The sequence below is a fragment of the Paroceanicella profunda genome (genome assembly GCF_005887635.2).
In the GTDB taxonomy this organism is placed as follows: Bacteria; Pseudomonadota; Alphaproteobacteria; order Rhodobacterales; family Rhodobacteraceae; genus Paroceanicella; species Paroceanicella profunda.
The window spans coordinates 3160190-3173847 of the sequence record NZ_CP040818.1; the positions used below are offsets into that span (position 1 = coordinate 3160190).

The window sequence follows — 13658 nt, forward strand, 5'->3', positions numbered from 1 at the left end:
ATGCTTGAGATGCCAGTCGTATCCGGCCTCGGCGGTCCTGCCCGAAGCGCGGTGCTGCCCGTCGGCCGCGTGACGGAGGTGGCGGTGGTGAGCTTCTCGCGCGGCTCCGCCTCCGGCGCCACGCGGGTGGAGGCTGCCCGGCCCTGGACGCAGGGGTATGGCCCGCCCGGTTCCCCGGGCGAAGCACAGGGGGTGCGGCTGGACGCCGCCGGTCTGCGCGACATGCTGATGGAGCAGGCCCGGGTGCGGATGGAACAGCAGCTCGCGAAGGTGGAGACCAGCCTGCGCCGGAGCTATCGCCTCACCGAGGGGCCGCCGCTGGGGGCTGACGAACCGCTCTCCGCATTGCTGGAGCCTGACAGGCTGGCCGGGCTGCCCACGGCGCTGGCCGCGGCGCTCAACGCCTGGGCGAAGGCGGTGGAAACCACGTCGGGCATGCGGCCAGGCGCCACGTCGGACCCTCCGGACGAGACCGAGACCAGGGCGCTGATCGATCGGGCGATCATCGAGACCGTGGACGCGCGGCTGGCGGCCGAAGCGGCGCAGGACGAGGTGGAGTTCGCCCGGCGGATGGCGCTCCTCTCCCTGTTCGGGGATGCCGGCGCGCGGATGGAGACATCGGAGCGCGCCTTGGTGCTGGGCCGCCATGCGGAGCGTCTCACCCGGCGCGGCGGCATGATCCGGGACCTGAAGGGCGACATCGCCAGTGGTGTGGTCTCCGTGAGCGTGATCACGAAGCGCATCCCCGCGGGCAACCGCGCGGCGGTGGAAGCGCCGCCGGGCGTGGACGTGGTCGTCCTCGCCCGTGACCAGTATCAGGGAGCGGTCTCCTGGGCGCGCATGGAGCCTGGCCAGTTGTCTCGACTCGACGCGAGCCGCTGATCCGGCGCGGCCCGTCACCGCCCGTTCAGGGCGCGAAAGACGACATGGAGGCCCCGGGGCGGAGCAGGTTTCGGGAGCGGGTTCCCCGCCCCCCGGGTCGGGAACCGATGCCTCGGGCGCGAGACGTGGGAAACGGAGGGCAGGGCCTGGCGCGCGGCCCCCGAACGCAAAACCGCCGGGCGCGGGCCCGGCGGTCTGGGAAGCAGGTTGGTCGGTCCGGCGATGGCAGACTGCGCCGGGACGCCTGATCACATGAAGGAGGCGACGACGCCCTCATGTTCGCGGATCTCTTCGCGGATCACCTTGCCGTCGACGATGTGGATGCCGCATTCCACCTTCTCGCGGCCCCGCCAGCGGCCGGCACGCGGGTCTTCGCCCGGGGCGACCGGCGTGGTGCAGGGGGCGCAGCCGATGGACGGGAAGTTCTCGCTCACCATCGGGTGCAGGGGCAACTGGTGTTCCTCCATGTAGGCGCGGATCTGGTGCGCGTCCCACATGGCCAAGGGGTTCACCTTGATGCGCCCGTCGGCATCGGCGTCGAAGAACTCCAGCTCGGCCCGGCTGGAGGACTGGTAGCGCTTGCGACCGGTGATCCAGGCGGAGAACCCTTCCAGCGCGCGGTTCAGCGGCAGGGTCTTGCGGATGCCGCAGCAGGCGTCCGGATCTTCCTTGTGCAACTGGCCGTTCGGGTCCGCCACCAGCAGGTCTTCCCGCGAGGGGCGGATCACCCGCACATCGGTGAGGCCAAGCGTCTCCGCCAGGTCCTGCTGGTAGCTCAGCGTAGCCGGGAACAGCATCCCGGTCTCCAGGAACAGCACCGGCGTGGATTTGTCGATCTGCGAGACCATGTGCAGCAGCGGCGCGCTCTCGGCCCCGAAGGAGGAGACGAGCGCGATCCGCCCCGGAAAGTCCCGGGTGAGCGCGGTCTTCAGGATCTGCTGCGGCGTGTTGCCTTCCGCCAGGCGCGAGAGGGCATGCGCCACAGTGGGCGCGGGCAGCGAGACGAGCTTGTCGCCGTTCACGGATCTGGGATCTGTCATCACACGTCCCGCGCCGCCCGGCGCGCCTCCAGGATGTTGGACCGACCGGCATAGCCGCGCTGATAGGACAGCGTGACCTCGTCGGCCGCGCGCGCCCACTGCTCCTGCGGCTGGCGGGCTGCCAGCGCGTCCGGCACCTCCACCTCGTCGAACCCGCATTCGAGCAGGTAGCGGAACTGGTCGGCGATCACCGGCCCCGCGGCGCGCAGGCGCCCCGTGTAGCCGAGCGCGCGCAGGCGCCGGGCGATGGAGAAGCCACGACCGTCGGTAAAGGCCGGAAAGGCAACGGAAATCAGCGACACCCGTTCGAACATGGGAACCACCGCTTCCGGGTCCACATCATTGCTGACGTGGATGCCGATCAGTGCCGGGTCATTGCCGGCCACATCGCCGGGGAACGGATAGATCGCCGGGCCGGCGGGCGCGTCGGCGCCCTCGTCCAGACGGGTCCAGGCATCCTCCAGGATGCCGTTGATGTCACGCAGCGTCGGCATAAAGTGCCTCCTTGAACGGGGCCATTCCGACCCGTCTGTAGGTCTGCAGGAACGTCTCGCGCGGCTCGCGCAGCCCGAGATAGGTCTCCACCAGCGTCTCGATCACGCCGGGCACCTGGTCATAGGCGAAACCGGGGCCGGTGCGGTCTCCGAGGCTGGCATCGTTGGCGGGGTCGCCGCCAAGGGTGATCTGGTAGCTCTCCACCCCGGCCTTATCGAGGCCCAGGATGCCGATATGGCCCACGTGGTGGTGGCCGCAGGCATTGATGCAGCCGGAGATCTTGATGGCGAGCGGCCCGATGTCGGCCATGCGGGCCGGGTCGGAAAAGCGCTTCGAGATCTCCTGCGCCACGGGGATGGAGCGGGCGGTGGCCAGCGCGCAGTAGTCGAGCCCGGGGCAGGCGATGATGTCGGTCACCAGCCCCTTGTTCGGCGCGTCCAGGCCCTGGCTCTTCAGCAGGGTCCAGAGGGCGAAGAGCTCGTCCTTCTTCACGTTGGGCAGGACCACGTTCTGCTCATGGGTGATGCGCAGCTCGTCCATCGAATACTGCTCGGCGGCCTCGGCCAGCACGCGCAGCTGCTCGGCGGTGGCATCGCCCGGCGCGCCGCCCACCGGCTTCAGCGACACGGTCACGGCCAGGAACCCGGGCACGCGGTGCGCGAAGCCGTTCTGGTCCACCCAGTGCGCGAAGTCCGGATGCGCCTTGCGGGCACGCTCGAAGATGGCGCTTTCGTCGGGCAGCTCCGGGTAGGCGGGCGGGGCGAACTGCTCGGCGATGCGGGCGAACTCGGCCATGTCGGCGGCGGTGTTCGCGCGGTCGATGCGGGCGAATTCGGCCTCCACATGCTCGCGGTAGGTGTCGATGCCCAGTTCGTGCACCAGGATCTTGATGCGCGCCTTGTACTTGTTGTCGCGCCGGCCGTGCATGTTGTACACGCGCAGGCAGGCTTCCAGATAGGGCAGCAGCTCGGCGCGCGGCAGGAAGGCGCGCAGCTCCTTGCCGATCATCGGCGTGCGGCCCAGGCCGCCGCCCACGAGGATGCGGTAGCCGGTCTCGCCCGCGTCGTTCTTCACGATCTCGATGCCGATGTCATGCACGCGGATCGCGGCGCGGTCCTGGCTGGCGCCGGTGACGGCAATCTTGAACTTGCGGCCCAGGAAGGTGAATTCCGGGTGCAGCGACGACCACTGGCGGATCAGCTCGCAGGTCACGCGCGGGTCCTCGATCTCGTCGGTGGCGACACCGGAGAACGGGTCCGAGGTGGTGTTGCGGATGCAGTTGCCCGAGGTCTGGATGGCGTGCATGCCCACGTCGGCCAGCGCCTCCAGGATCTCCGGGATGTCCTTGAGCTTGGGCCAGTTGAACTGGATGTTCTGGCGGGTGGTGAAATGGCCGTAGCCACGGTCCCACTTCTCCGCGATCACGCCGAGCTGGCGCATCTGCCGGCCGTTCATCGTGCCGTAGGGGATGGCGATGCGCAGCATGTAGGCGTGAAGCTGCAGGTAGAGCCCGTTCATCAGCCGCAGGGGCCGGAACTCCTCCTCCGTCAGGCTGCCGTCGAGCCGGCGCGCGACCTGGTCGCGGAACTGCGCGACACGCTCACGAACGAAACGTTCATCGAATTCATCGTAGCTGTACATGGCTGGCCTCAGGCGGCTTCGCTGACTTTTGACGTCGGCAGGTAATCGAAAGTGGGGCGGCGTTCGGCGCGGATCTGCTCGCGACGCAGGGTGGGGAAGGGCGCGCCGTCGCGCATTTCCACTTCCACGCGCACGATCCCCACGGTACAGGCTGCATGTTCGGGCGTGTTCAGCGCCGCTTCCGCGGCCTCCGCGGCTTCGGGCGTCTCGAAGACGGCCGCCTCGGCGACGTCCCGGCTCCAGACGGTGCCGGTCCACCACACGACATCGCCCTCCACGAGGTCGTTCGCGGTGAGGACTACGGGGCGGAACGCACGGGCCATGGCGGGACTCCTGCCTGTCGGTGCGCGGATTTCTCCCGCACCTTGGGTGACTGATTGCACCGCAATATGGAGCAAGGGCGCGTGGATTACAATAATTCACATCCCTAAAATCGCTCACGAAAGATTACACCTAAGTGGCTGTGAAATAGGGTGCAACGTTAATTGGATTGCAGCCCGGCCCGCGCTTCTTTACCAGCCTCAGCATCATGCAGGACATCAGACCTCTTCCGCGCCCGCTTGTCTGCGACCCCGCGACGCCCGGTGCGCTGCCGCTGGCGGGGGGCCCGCTGCGCTTCGCGCTGGTGGAGACGGCCGGGGCGGTGGCGCCGGCCGACACGCTGGCCCCGGGCCTGCTTGCCGCGCTCACCGCGCCGCGGCCGGCGCTCTGCGGCCTCGATCTCGCCAGCCCCCGGGTGATGGGCATCCTCAACGTGACGCCGGACAGTTTCTCCGACGGCGGGCGGAACTTCGGTGTCGCCCGCGCCCTTGCGCGGGCGCGGGACATGGTTGCCGCGGGGGTCGACATCATCGACATCGGCGGCGAATCCACCCGCCCCGGCTCCGCGACCGTGCCGGACGCGGAGGAGATCGCCCGCGTCGTGCCCGCCATCGAGGCGATCCGCGCCGCCGGCATTGCCACGCCGATCTCGGTGGACACCCGCAAGCCCGCGGTGTTCCGCGCCGCCCATGCCGCGGGCGGCGACCTGTGGAACGACGTGACCGCGCTCACCCACGCCCCCGACAGTCTGGCGCTGGCCGCCGAGTGCGACGCCCCCGTGTGCCTGATGCATTCTCGCGGCACGCCGGAGACGATGACCGGCCTCACCGACTATGCCGACGTGCTCGGGGAAGTGGTGGACTGGCTCGGCGCGCGCGCCGAGGCCTGTATCGCCGCCGGCATCCGCCCCGGGCACATCCTGCTCGACCCGGGCATCGGCTTCGCCAAGACCGCCGCGCAGAACCTCGCGCTCATCCGCGGCCTCGCGGCCTTCCACGCCCTGGGCTATCCGCTGCTGCTGGGCGTGTCGCGCAAGCGCTTCATCGGCACCATCGGCGGGGCAGAGGCGGCGGCGGACCGCTTTCCCGGCTCCATCGCCGCCGGGCTTGCCGGGCTCGCGCAGGGCGCCCAGGTCCTGCGCGTGCATGACGTGGAAGACACCATCCAGGCCGTCCGCCTCTGGCGCGCCACCACCACCGGAGAGACATCATGACCCGCAAGCTGTTCGGAACCGACGGGGTGCGCGGCCGCGCCAACTCCGGCGCGATGACCGCCGAGATGGCGATGCGGCTGGGCATGGCCGCCGGGCGCTACTTCCGCAACGGCCATCAGGAGCACCGGGTGATCATCGGCAAGGACACCCGTCGCTCCGGCTACATGCTGGAGACGGCGATGACCGCCGGCTTCACCTCGGTGGGCATGAACGTCTTCCTGCTCGGGCCGATGCCGACACCGGCTGTGGCGATGCTCACCCGGTCGCTGCGCGCGGACCTCGGGGTGATGATCTCCGCCTCGCACAACCCGTTCGAGGACAACGGCATCAAGTTCTTCGGCCCCGACGGCTACAAGCTCTCGGACGCCGCGGAGGCCGAGATCGAGGGCTATCTCGCCGAGGCGCCGGACCTGTCGGAGCCCTCCGGCATCGGCCGGGCGAAGCGCATCGACGTGGCCTACGGCCGCTACACCGAGTTCGCGAAGACCACTTTCCCGCGCGGCTTGCGGCTGGACGGGCTGAAGATCGTGCTCGATTGCGCGCATGGCGCGGCCTACCGCACGGCGCCCGAGGTGCTGTGGGAGCTGGGCGCGGAGGTGATCACGCTGGGCACCGCGCCCGACGGGTTCAACATCAATGCCGGCGTGGGCTCCACCCACCCGGAGGCCGCGCAGGCCCTTGTGCTGGAAACCGGCGCGGACATCGGCATCGCGCTCGACGGGGACGCGGACCGCGTGCATGTGATCGACGAGACCGGGCGCATCATCGACGGCGACCAGATCATGGGGCTCATCGCCTCCCGCTGGGCCGGGGAGGGCCGGCTGCGCGGCGGCGCGCTGGTGGCCACCGTGATGTCGAACCTCGGGCTGGAGCGGTTCCTTGCCGGGCGCGGCATCGGGCTGCGCCGCACGCGGGTGGGAGACCGCTACGTGGTCGAGGACATGCGCCAGTCCGGCTGCAACCTCGGCGGCGAACAATCCGGCCACATCGTGATGTCGGACTACACCACCACCGGCGACGGGCTGATCGCGGCGCTGCAGATCCTCGCCACGCTGGTGGAGACGGTGAAGCCGCTTTCCGAGATCGGCCAGGTGTTCACCCCCGTGCCGCAGCTCCTGAAGAACATGCGCTACACCGAAGGCACCGAGCCGCTGGAGACGGACCGGGTGAAGGCCGCCATCGCCGCCGGAGAGGTCCGGCTCGGCAGCACCGGGCGCCTGGTGATCCGCCGGTCGGGCACCGAGCCGCTGGTTCGCGTGATGGGCGAGGCGGAAGATCCCGTGCTGCTGGAAGACGTGGTCGACAGCATCTGCGACGCGGTGGCCCGCGCGGTCTGACCCCCGGTGCGGCGGCGCATGGCACCGCCCGGTCGGCCCGCCCGGGCCTCACGCGCGCCGCCTGTCACGTCCGGTCCGCCGGCCCGGAACTGTGCCGTACCGCCCGTCACGATCTATGCGCCGGATTCGGCGCGTCCGGCCCCGTCCGTCACACCCGTTACACCGGCCTCCGCCTGTGCGGCACGGCCCGCCACGATCGATGCGCCGGCCCCGGCCCGTGCCGCACCGTCCTTCGCGCCCGGTGCGCCGGCCCCCGCTCATGCGGCACGGCCCGTCTCGATCGGTGCGCCAGCCCCGGCCTGTCGCGCACCGCTGGTCGAACATGGCCGGACCGGGATGGTGAGACCGGCACCATCACACTGGCAGGACCGCGCGCGTGGACGCCCGGCCTCCCGGCGTCCGCGTCACGTGGCAGGCCCCGGGCCCCGGCCGGGCGCACCGCCCTGCCTGTGAGCGCCCGTCGGCGATGCCGTGGAGGAGCTGTCGGCGCGGTCGGGACCGGCCCCGAAGGTCAGGCGATGAGATCGGGCGGCGGCTCCCGCAGCAATGCGGCCACCCGGCCGAGCGCGTGTTCCAGCCGGCGCCGGTTCGGCGGGCCGGAGAGCGCGATGCGGATCGCGGCCGGGGCCTTTTCATCCGAGCTCGCGAACACGTCGGAGCCCGCCACCAGCACCCCGTTGCGCTCGCACGAGGTCACGAAGGCGGTCACCCGCCAGGACATCGGCAGCGGCACCCAGATGAAATTCAGCCCCTTGCGGGAGCGGAAATCCAGCCCCTGCAGCTTCTCCGCCGCAATGTTGCGCCGGGCATCGAGCTCCGCCCAGACCTGTTCGCGGATGCGGTCGGCCTCTCCGGAGGTGATGAGGTTCTCCACCAGCCCCGCCAGCAGCAGCGAGGTGGACAGCCCGATGCCGCGCAGCGCGCGCGGCGCGTGCTGGCCCCGGCCCGGCGGGCAGCACAGGAAGCCGACGCGCAGCCCGGCGGCCACGCATTTCGACAGCGAGGTCGTCACCCAGGCCCGCTCCGGGCAGAGCTGGTCGAAGCCGGGCAGGCGGCCGGGCACCGAGATGCCGTAGACATCGTCCTCGATGATCTGGATGTCGTGCCGGCGGGCGATTTCCACGATCGCCTCGCGCCGGTGCATGGGCGTGTGCACGGTGGTGGGGTTGTGCACATTGGTCGAGAGCAGGATCGCCTGCACCGGCAGGCGGGCGCAGGCCTCCTCCAGCGCCTCCGGGATCAGCCCCTCGCCGTCACTGGGCACGGCCACGGGGCGGGCGCGGCAGCCGCGGATGGCGCGGCGGAAGCCGGGGTAGGTGAGCTGTTCGGTGAGCACCACCGGCTCGCGCCCGCCCAGGATCATCTGCAGCGCGCCGAAGATGCCGTTCTGCGCGCCCTCGGTCAGCACGAGATTCTCCACCGAGCAGCGGATACCCTGGGCGGAGAGCCAGGCCTGCGCGGCCACCTTGCAGGGCATCAGGTCCGTCGGCTCGGCGGCGTAGCGGGTGAAGGACAGGCCGGAGGTGGCGATCTGCGCCGCGCGTTCGCCGATCACCGCGCTCTGGCCCACCTCCACCGCGCGGCTGGCCAGCAGGTCGTACATGCCCGGCGCTTCCGGCTCCGGCATGATGAGGATGCTCGAGTCGGCCTCCTCGTGCCGGGTGCCGCGCACGAAGGTGCCACGGCCCACCGTGGCCTCCAGCAGCCCGGCATCGGTGGCGATCTGGTAGGCGCGCGCCACCGTGCCGGGCGTCACGTTCAGCCGCCAGGCGAGATCGCGCACCGGGGGCAGGCGGGTGCCCGGTTCCAGCGTGCCCTCGCGCACGTCATGACGCAGCGCGTCGGCGAGGGCGCGATACTTCGGCCCCTCGGCGCCCGCGATGTCCGGCAGCCATTTTGTATCCGTCACAATATACCTCTGGCGAGCTGTCGATGCGGTATTGTATCAATCATTATCCCATGAACGGGACCAGATTGCAATATTGTACCATCACAAAAGGAGGCAGCCATGCCTGTGAAATCCTCCGAACTCCTCGCGCTCGACCTGGGCGCGCAGAACCGTCTGCCGGTGCTGGCGGATGTGCTGGTACGATTTGCCCGACTCACCGTGGTCTGGACCCATCGCGCGCGCACCCGCCGCAGCCTGGCGCAGATGGACGAGACCCGGCTCGCCGACATCGGCATCACCCGGGAAATGGCGCTGATCGAGGCGGCGAAGCCGTTCTGGCGCGCCTGAACCGGGCGCCGTGACACCCATCGCGACGCGTGTTTCCGATATGAAACCCGCGTCGCGAAATTCCTGCAATGCGTCGCATTTTCCCGGTTGACCGGCGTGGGGCCCGGGAGTACCTGCAGTCCCGGGCCGGCTCCCGGGTTATGGGTGAGCGGGGGCAGGCTCAGGAATTTCACCCTGACGACGGAGCCGTCCATGAGCTTCCCCGCACAGCCGCAGGTCAAGCCTGCGCGCCCTGAATTCTCTTCCGGTCCCTGCGCGAAACGCCCCGGCTGGACGCTTGAGAGCGTCGCCGCGAAGGCCTTCCTCGGCCGGTCGCACCGCGCCTCGAAGCCGAAGGCGCAGCTCAAGTCCGTCATCGACCGCACCGCGAAATTCCTCGGCGTGCCCGAGGGGTATCGCGTCGGCATCGTGCCCGCCTCCGACACCGGTGCCGTGGAAATGGCGCTGTGGTCGCTGCTGGGGCCCCGCCCGGTGGATGTGCTCGTCTGGGAGAGCTTCGGCGCCGGCTGGGCGACCGACATCCAGAAGCAGCTCAAGCTCGATGACGTGAAGGTCCTCACCACCGAGTACGGCGCGCTGCCCGATCTCGCCGCCGTCCGCCCCGAGGCCGATGTCGTCTTCACCTGGAACGGCACCACCTCCGGCGCCCGCGTGCCGAACGCGGACTGGATCGCGGCAGACCGCGCAGGCCTCGCCATCTGCGACGCCACCTCGGCGGCCTTCGCGCAGGACCTCGACTGGGCCAAGCTCGATGTCGTCACCTTCTCCTGGCAGAAGGTGATGGGCGGCGAGGGCGCGCACGGCATCCTCGTCCTGTCGCCCCGCGCGGTGGAGCGGCTCGAGAGCTTCACCCCGGACCGGCCGCTGCCGAAGATCTTCCGCCTCACCAAGGGCGGCAAGCTCATCGAGGGCGTGTTCAAGGGCGAGACCATCAACACCCCCTCCATGCTCTGCGTGGCGGATGCCGAGGACGCGCTGGACTGGATGGAACAGCTCGGCCCCGAGACCATCCGCGCCCGCGCCGACGCGAATTTCGCCGCCGTGCAGGCCTGGGCCGATGCGCGCGACTGGGTGGCGAACCTGGTGGATGTGCCGGAGGCCCGCTCCAACACCTCCGTGTGCCTCAGGATCACGGACCCTGCGGTGGCAGCCCTCGACGATGCCGGCCAGCGCGCCTTCGTGAAGGCCATGGTCACGCTGATCGAGAAGGCCGATGCGGGCTACGACATCAACGGTTATCGCGACGCCCCGGCCGGTCTGCGGATCTGGTGCGGTGCGACGGTCGATACCGCCGATGTCGAGGCGCTGACCGCCTGGCTCGACTGGGCCTACGAGGCCGTGAAGGCCGAGGCCGCCGCCGCCTGATTTCAGGGGTCTGCGGACCCTTCCGCCGGCCCGCGGGCTGGCCGACCGATGAGGCCCCGGGTCAGAGCCCGGGGCGCCGGTTCCCCTCATTCCAAGGATACACTCCGATGGCTAAAGTGCTCATCTCCGACAAGCTGTCCGACGCCGCCGTGCAGATCTTCCGCGACAATGGCGTGGAGGTCGACTTCCAGCCCGATCTCGGCAAGGACCCCGTGAAGCTTGCGGAAATCATTGGCAATTACGATGGTCTCGCCATCCGCTCGGCCACCAAGGCCACCGCGGAGCTGATCGCGAAGGCCGACAACCTGAAGGTCATCGGCCGCGCCGGCATCGGGGTGGACAACGTGGACATCCCCGCCGCCTCCGCCAAGGGCATCGTGGTGATGAACACGCCCTTCGGCAACTCGATCACCACCGCCGAGCACGCCATCGCGATGATGTTCGCCTGCGCGCGCCAGATCCCGGAGGCCGATGCCTCCACCCGGGCCGGCAAGTGGGAGAAGTCGAAGTTCATGGGCGCCGAGATCACCGGCAAGACCCTGGGCGTGATCGGCTGCGGCAACATCGGGTCGGTGGTCGCCTCGCGCGCCATCGGGCTGAAGATGAAGGTCGTCGCCTATGATCCGTTCCTCTCCGCCGAGCGCGCCACCGAAATGGGCGTGGAGAAGATCGAGGAGGTCGACGAGCTGCTCACCCGCGCCGATTTCGTGACCCTGCACCTGCCCAAGACCGCCACCACCGCGAACCTGCTCAACGCCGAGCGCATCGCGAAGATGAAGAAGGGCGCGCGCCTGATCAACTGCGCCCGCGGCGGGCTGGTCGACGAGGCGGCAGTGGCCGAGGCGCTGAAGTCCGGCCACCTGGCCGGTGCCGCCTTCGACGTGTTCGCCGAGGAGCCGGCAAAGGACAACGTGCTGTTCTCCGCCCCCAACATCGTGTGCACCCCGCATCTGGGCGCCTCCACCTCGGAGGCGCAGGAGAACGTGGCGCTGCAGGTGGCCGAGCAGATGTCGGACTACCTGACGCGCGGCGCCATCTCCAACGCGCTCAACGCGCCTTCGGTGACCGCGGAGGAAGCCCCGGTCCTGAAGCCCTGGATCACCGTGGCCGAGATGCTGGGCGGCTTCGCCGGCCAGGTGACCGAGAGCGCGATCAAGGAGATCGAGATCGAGTACGTCGGCCGCGTGGGCCAGCTCAACCTCAAGCCGCTCACCGCGGCGCTCACCGCGAACCTGCTGAAGCCGCTGGTCGGGGAAGGCGGGGTGAACATGGTCTCCGCCCCGGTGGTCGCGCGTGAGCGCGGCATCAAGATCGCCGAGACCCGCAAGGACGAGCAGGGCGCCTACGGCACCTACATGCGCCTTGTGGTGGTGACCGAGACGCAGACCCGCTCCGTCGCCGGCACCATCTTCTCCGACGGCAAGCCGCGCTTCATCCAGATCAAGGGCATCGGCCTGGAGGCGGAGCTGCAGCCCGCCATGCTCTACACCACCAACACCGACACGCCGGGCTACATCGGCGCGCTCGGCACCACGCTGGGCAAGCTGGACGTGAACATCGCCACCTTCGCCCTCGGCCGGGCCGAGAAGGGCGGCGAGGCGATCGCCTTCCTCGGCATCGACGGCGAGATCGACAAGGACACGCTTGCGCGCATCGAGGCGCTGCCGCAGGTGCGCCAGGCGAAGTTCCTGCGCTTCTGATCCCGGGCGCGGCCCGGAGCTGAGCCTTCTGCGCGGCCCGTCTTCCCCCGAAGGCGGGCCGCGCGACCATTTGGAGGTTTCACCCGCGCGCGGCGGGGGGTATAAGCGCGGCGGTTTTTCCGGCAGGAGAGTGAAATGGCCAATGTAGTCGTTGTCGGCGCCCAGTGGGGTGACGAGGGCAAGGGGAAGATCGTCGACTGGCTCAGCGAGCGGGCCGACGTGATTGTCCGCTTTCAGGGCGGGCACAATGCCGGCCATACCCTCGTCATCGACGGGAAGGTCTACAAGCTTTCCCTGCTGCCCTCCGGCATCGTGCGGCCGGGCAAGCTCTCGGCCATCGGCAACGGCGTGGTGCTCGACCCCTGGGCGCTGATCGCGGAGATCGAGAAGCTGCGCGGGCAGGGGGTGGACATCTCCCCCGACAGCCTGATGATCGCGGAGAATACGCCGCTGATCCTGCCGTTGCACGGCGAGCTGGACCGCGCGCGCGAACAGGCCAATTCCACCGCCAAGATCGGCACCACCGGGCGCGGCATCGGCCCCGCCTATGAGGACAAGGTCGGCCGCCGCACCATCCGCGTCGCCGATCTCGCCGATGAGGAGACGCTGGACACCCGGCTCGACCGGCTGCTCACCCATCACGACGCGCTGCGCCGGGGCCTGGGCATGGAGGAGATCGACCGTGCCGCGCTGAAGGCCATGCTGCTGGAGATCGCGCCGCAGGTGCTGCCCTATGCGAAGCCGGTCTGGCGCGTGCTCGACGCCCATCGCCGCAAGGGGGACCGCATCCTCTACGAGGGGGCACAGGGCGCGCTGCTCGACATCGATTTCGGCACCTATCCCTTCGTGACCTCGTCCAACACCATGGCCGGCATGGCCGCGACCGGTTCCGGCATGGGGCCGAACGCCATCAGCTTCGTGCTCGGCATCGTGAAGGCCTACACCACCCGCGTGGGCGAGGGGCCGTTCCCCTCCGAATTGCATGACGAGACCGGCCAGCGGCTGGGCGAGCGCGGCCATGAGTTCGGCACCGTGACCGGGCGCAAGCGCCGCTGCGGCTGGTTCGACGCCGCCCTCGTGCGCCAGACCTGCACCACCGGCGGCGTGACCGGCATCGCCCTCACCAAGCTCGACGTGCTGGACGGGTTCGAGACCCTGAAGATCTGCACCGGCTACGAGCTGGACGGTCAGTTCATCGACCACCTGCCCACCGCCGCCGCCCACCAGGCGCGGGTTGTCCCGGTCTACGAGGAGCTGGAAGGCTGGTCGCAGAGCACCGAGGGCGCGCGCTCCTGGGCGGACCTGCCGGCCGCGGCCATCAAGTACGTGCGCCGCATCGAGGAGCTGATCGGCTGCCCGGTCGCCATCCTCTCCACCAGCCCGGAGCGGGACGACACCATCCTCGTCACCGATCCGTTCGAGGGCTGA

General features: G+C 69.8%; 12 protein-coding genes. 7 read left to right on the top strand and 5 right to left on the bottom strand.

Annotation, left to right across the window (positions count from 1 at the left end; translation table 11 throughout):
• A complete protein-coding gene (locus FDP22_RS14100; protein WP_170317707.1) occupies positions 1–882 on the top strand; it encodes a hypothetical protein in 882 nt (293 codons plus the stop codon).
• A gap of 248 nt (positions 883–1130) precedes the next feature.
• Here the strand turns inward: FDP22_RS14100 and FDP22_RS14105 are convergent, their stop codons facing one another.
• Genes FDP22_RS14105 through FDP22_RS14120 form a run of 4 tightly spaced genes read right to left on the bottom strand, consistent with a single transcriptional unit; the run spans position 1131 to position 4381 of the window.
• Positions 1131–1922: a phosphoadenylyl-sulfate reductase gene (locus tag FDP22_RS14105; protein ID WP_138574617.1), complete on the bottom strand. Its 792-nt coding sequence runs from the start codon at positions 1920–1922 to the stop codon at positions 1131–1133.
• Positions 1922–2416, bottom strand: coding sequence for a DUF934 domain-containing protein (locus FDP22_RS14110; RefSeq protein ID WP_138574619.1), 495 nt, complete (start codon positions 2414–2416; stop codon positions 1922–1924). The genes FDP22_RS14105 and FDP22_RS14110 overlap by 1 nt, the downstream gene beginning before the upstream one ends.
• Entirely contained in the window at positions 2400–4058 is a 1659-nt protein-coding gene (locus tag FDP22_RS14115) for a nitrite/sulfite reductase (protein WP_138574621.1), read from the bottom strand. Before FDP22_RS14115 ends, FDP22_RS14110 begins: the two co-directional genes overlap by 17 nt.
• An 8-nt stretch (positions 4059–4066) precedes the next feature.
• Positions 4067–4381: a DUF2849 domain-containing protein gene (locus FDP22_RS14120; RefSeq protein ID WP_138574623.1), complete on the bottom strand. Its 315-nt coding sequence runs from the start codon at positions 4379–4381 to the stop codon at positions 4067–4069.
• Positions 4382–4587: 206 nt separating this feature from the next.
• Between FDP22_RS14120 and folP the strand changes: the two genes are divergently transcribed.
• Both folP and glmM read left to right on the top strand, forming a co-directional pair.
• Positions 4588–5592 (top strand): dihydropteroate synthase, encoded by a 1005-nt coding sequence (gene folP, locus FDP22_RS14125; RefSeq protein WP_138574625.1) that lies wholly within the window; start codon positions 4588–4590, stop codon positions 5590–5592.
• Complete coding sequence (gene glmM, locus FDP22_RS14130; protein ID WP_138574627.1) at positions 5589–6929, top strand: phosphoglucosamine mutase; 1341 nt, start codon at positions 5589–5591, stop codon at positions 6927–6929. The genes folP and glmM overlap by 4 nt, the downstream gene beginning before the upstream one ends.
• Positions 6930–7440: 511 nt before the next feature.
• Here glmM and FDP22_RS14135 read toward each other — a convergent pair.
• Complete coding sequence (locus tag FDP22_RS14135) at positions 7441–8838, bottom strand: aminotransferase-like domain-containing protein (RefSeq protein ID WP_138574629.1); 1398 nt, start codon at positions 8836–8838, stop codon at positions 7441–7443.
• A gap of 99 nt (positions 8839–8937) precedes the next feature.
• Here FDP22_RS14135 and FDP22_RS14140 point away from each other — a divergent pair, with 99 nt between their 5' ends.
• From FDP22_RS14140 to FDP22_RS14155, 4 genes are all read left to right on the top strand, one after another.
• Complete coding sequence (locus FDP22_RS14140; protein ID WP_138574631.1) at positions 8938–9165, top strand: DUF1127 domain-containing protein; 228 nt, start codon at positions 8938–8940, stop codon at positions 9163–9165.
• Positions 9166–9357: 192 nt separating this feature from the next.
• On the top strand, positions 9358–10530 hold the full coding sequence (locus FDP22_RS14145) for a phosphoserine transaminase (RefSeq protein ID WP_138574633.1): 1173 nt from the start codon (positions 9358–9360) through the stop codon (positions 10528–10530).
• Positions 10531–10637: 107 nt separating this feature from the next.
• Positions 10638–12230, top strand: coding sequence for a phosphoglycerate dehydrogenase (gene serA / locus FDP22_RS14150; protein WP_138574635.1), 1593 nt, complete (start codon positions 10638–10640; stop codon positions 12228–12230).
• A 135-nt stretch (positions 12231–12365) separates the two neighbouring features.
• Positions 12366–13658, top strand: a complete 1293-nt coding sequence (locus tag FDP22_RS14155; protein WP_138574637.1) for an adenylosuccinate synthase — start codon at positions 12366–12368, stop codon at positions 13656–13658.

What these genes read in the sequence shown, in the direction of transcription:
- FDP22_RS14100 (WP_170317707.1), top strand. Translation starts at nt 1, where the DNA reads ATGCTTGAGATGCCAGTCGTATCCGGCCTCGGCGGTCCTGCCCGAAGC.
- FDP22_RS14105 (WP_138574617.1), bottom strand. Translation starts at nt 1,922, where the DNA reads ATGACAGATCCCAGATCCGTGAACGGCGACAAGCTCGTCTCGCTGCCC.
- FDP22_RS14110 (WP_138574619.1), bottom strand. Translation starts at nt 2,416, where the DNA reads ATGCCGACGCTGCGTGACATCAACGGCATCCTGGAGGATGCCTGGACC.
- FDP22_RS14115 (WP_138574621.1), bottom strand. Translation starts at nt 4,058, where the DNA reads ATGTACAGCTACGATGAATTCGATGAACGTTTCGTTCGTGAGCGTGTC.
- FDP22_RS14120 (WP_138574623.1), bottom strand. Translation starts at nt 4,381, where the DNA reads ATGGCCCGTGCGTTCCGCCCCGTAGTCCTCACCGCGAACGACCTCGTG.
- folP (WP_138574625.1), top strand. Translation starts at nt 4,588, where the DNA reads ATGCAGGACATCAGACCTCTTCCGCGCCCGCTTGTCTGCGACCCCGCG.
- glmM (WP_138574627.1), top strand. Translation starts at nt 5,589, where the DNA reads ATGACCCGCAAGCTGTTCGGAACCGACGGGGTGCGCGGCCGCGCCAAC.
- FDP22_RS14140 (WP_138574631.1), top strand. Translation starts at nt 8,938, where the DNA reads ATGCCTGTGAAATCCTCCGAACTCCTCGCGCTCGACCTGGGCGCGCAG.
- FDP22_RS14145 (WP_138574633.1), top strand. Translation starts at nt 9,358, where the DNA reads ATGAGCTTCCCCGCACAGCCGCAGGTCAAGCCTGCGCGCCCTGAATTC.
- serA (WP_138574635.1), top strand. Translation starts at nt 10,638, where the DNA reads ATGGCTAAAGTGCTCATCTCCGACAAGCTGTCCGACGCCGCCGTGCAG.
- FDP22_RS14155 (WP_138574637.1), top strand. Translation starts at nt 12,366, where the DNA reads ATGGCCAATGTAGTCGTTGTCGGCGCCCAGTGGGGTGACGAGGGCAAG.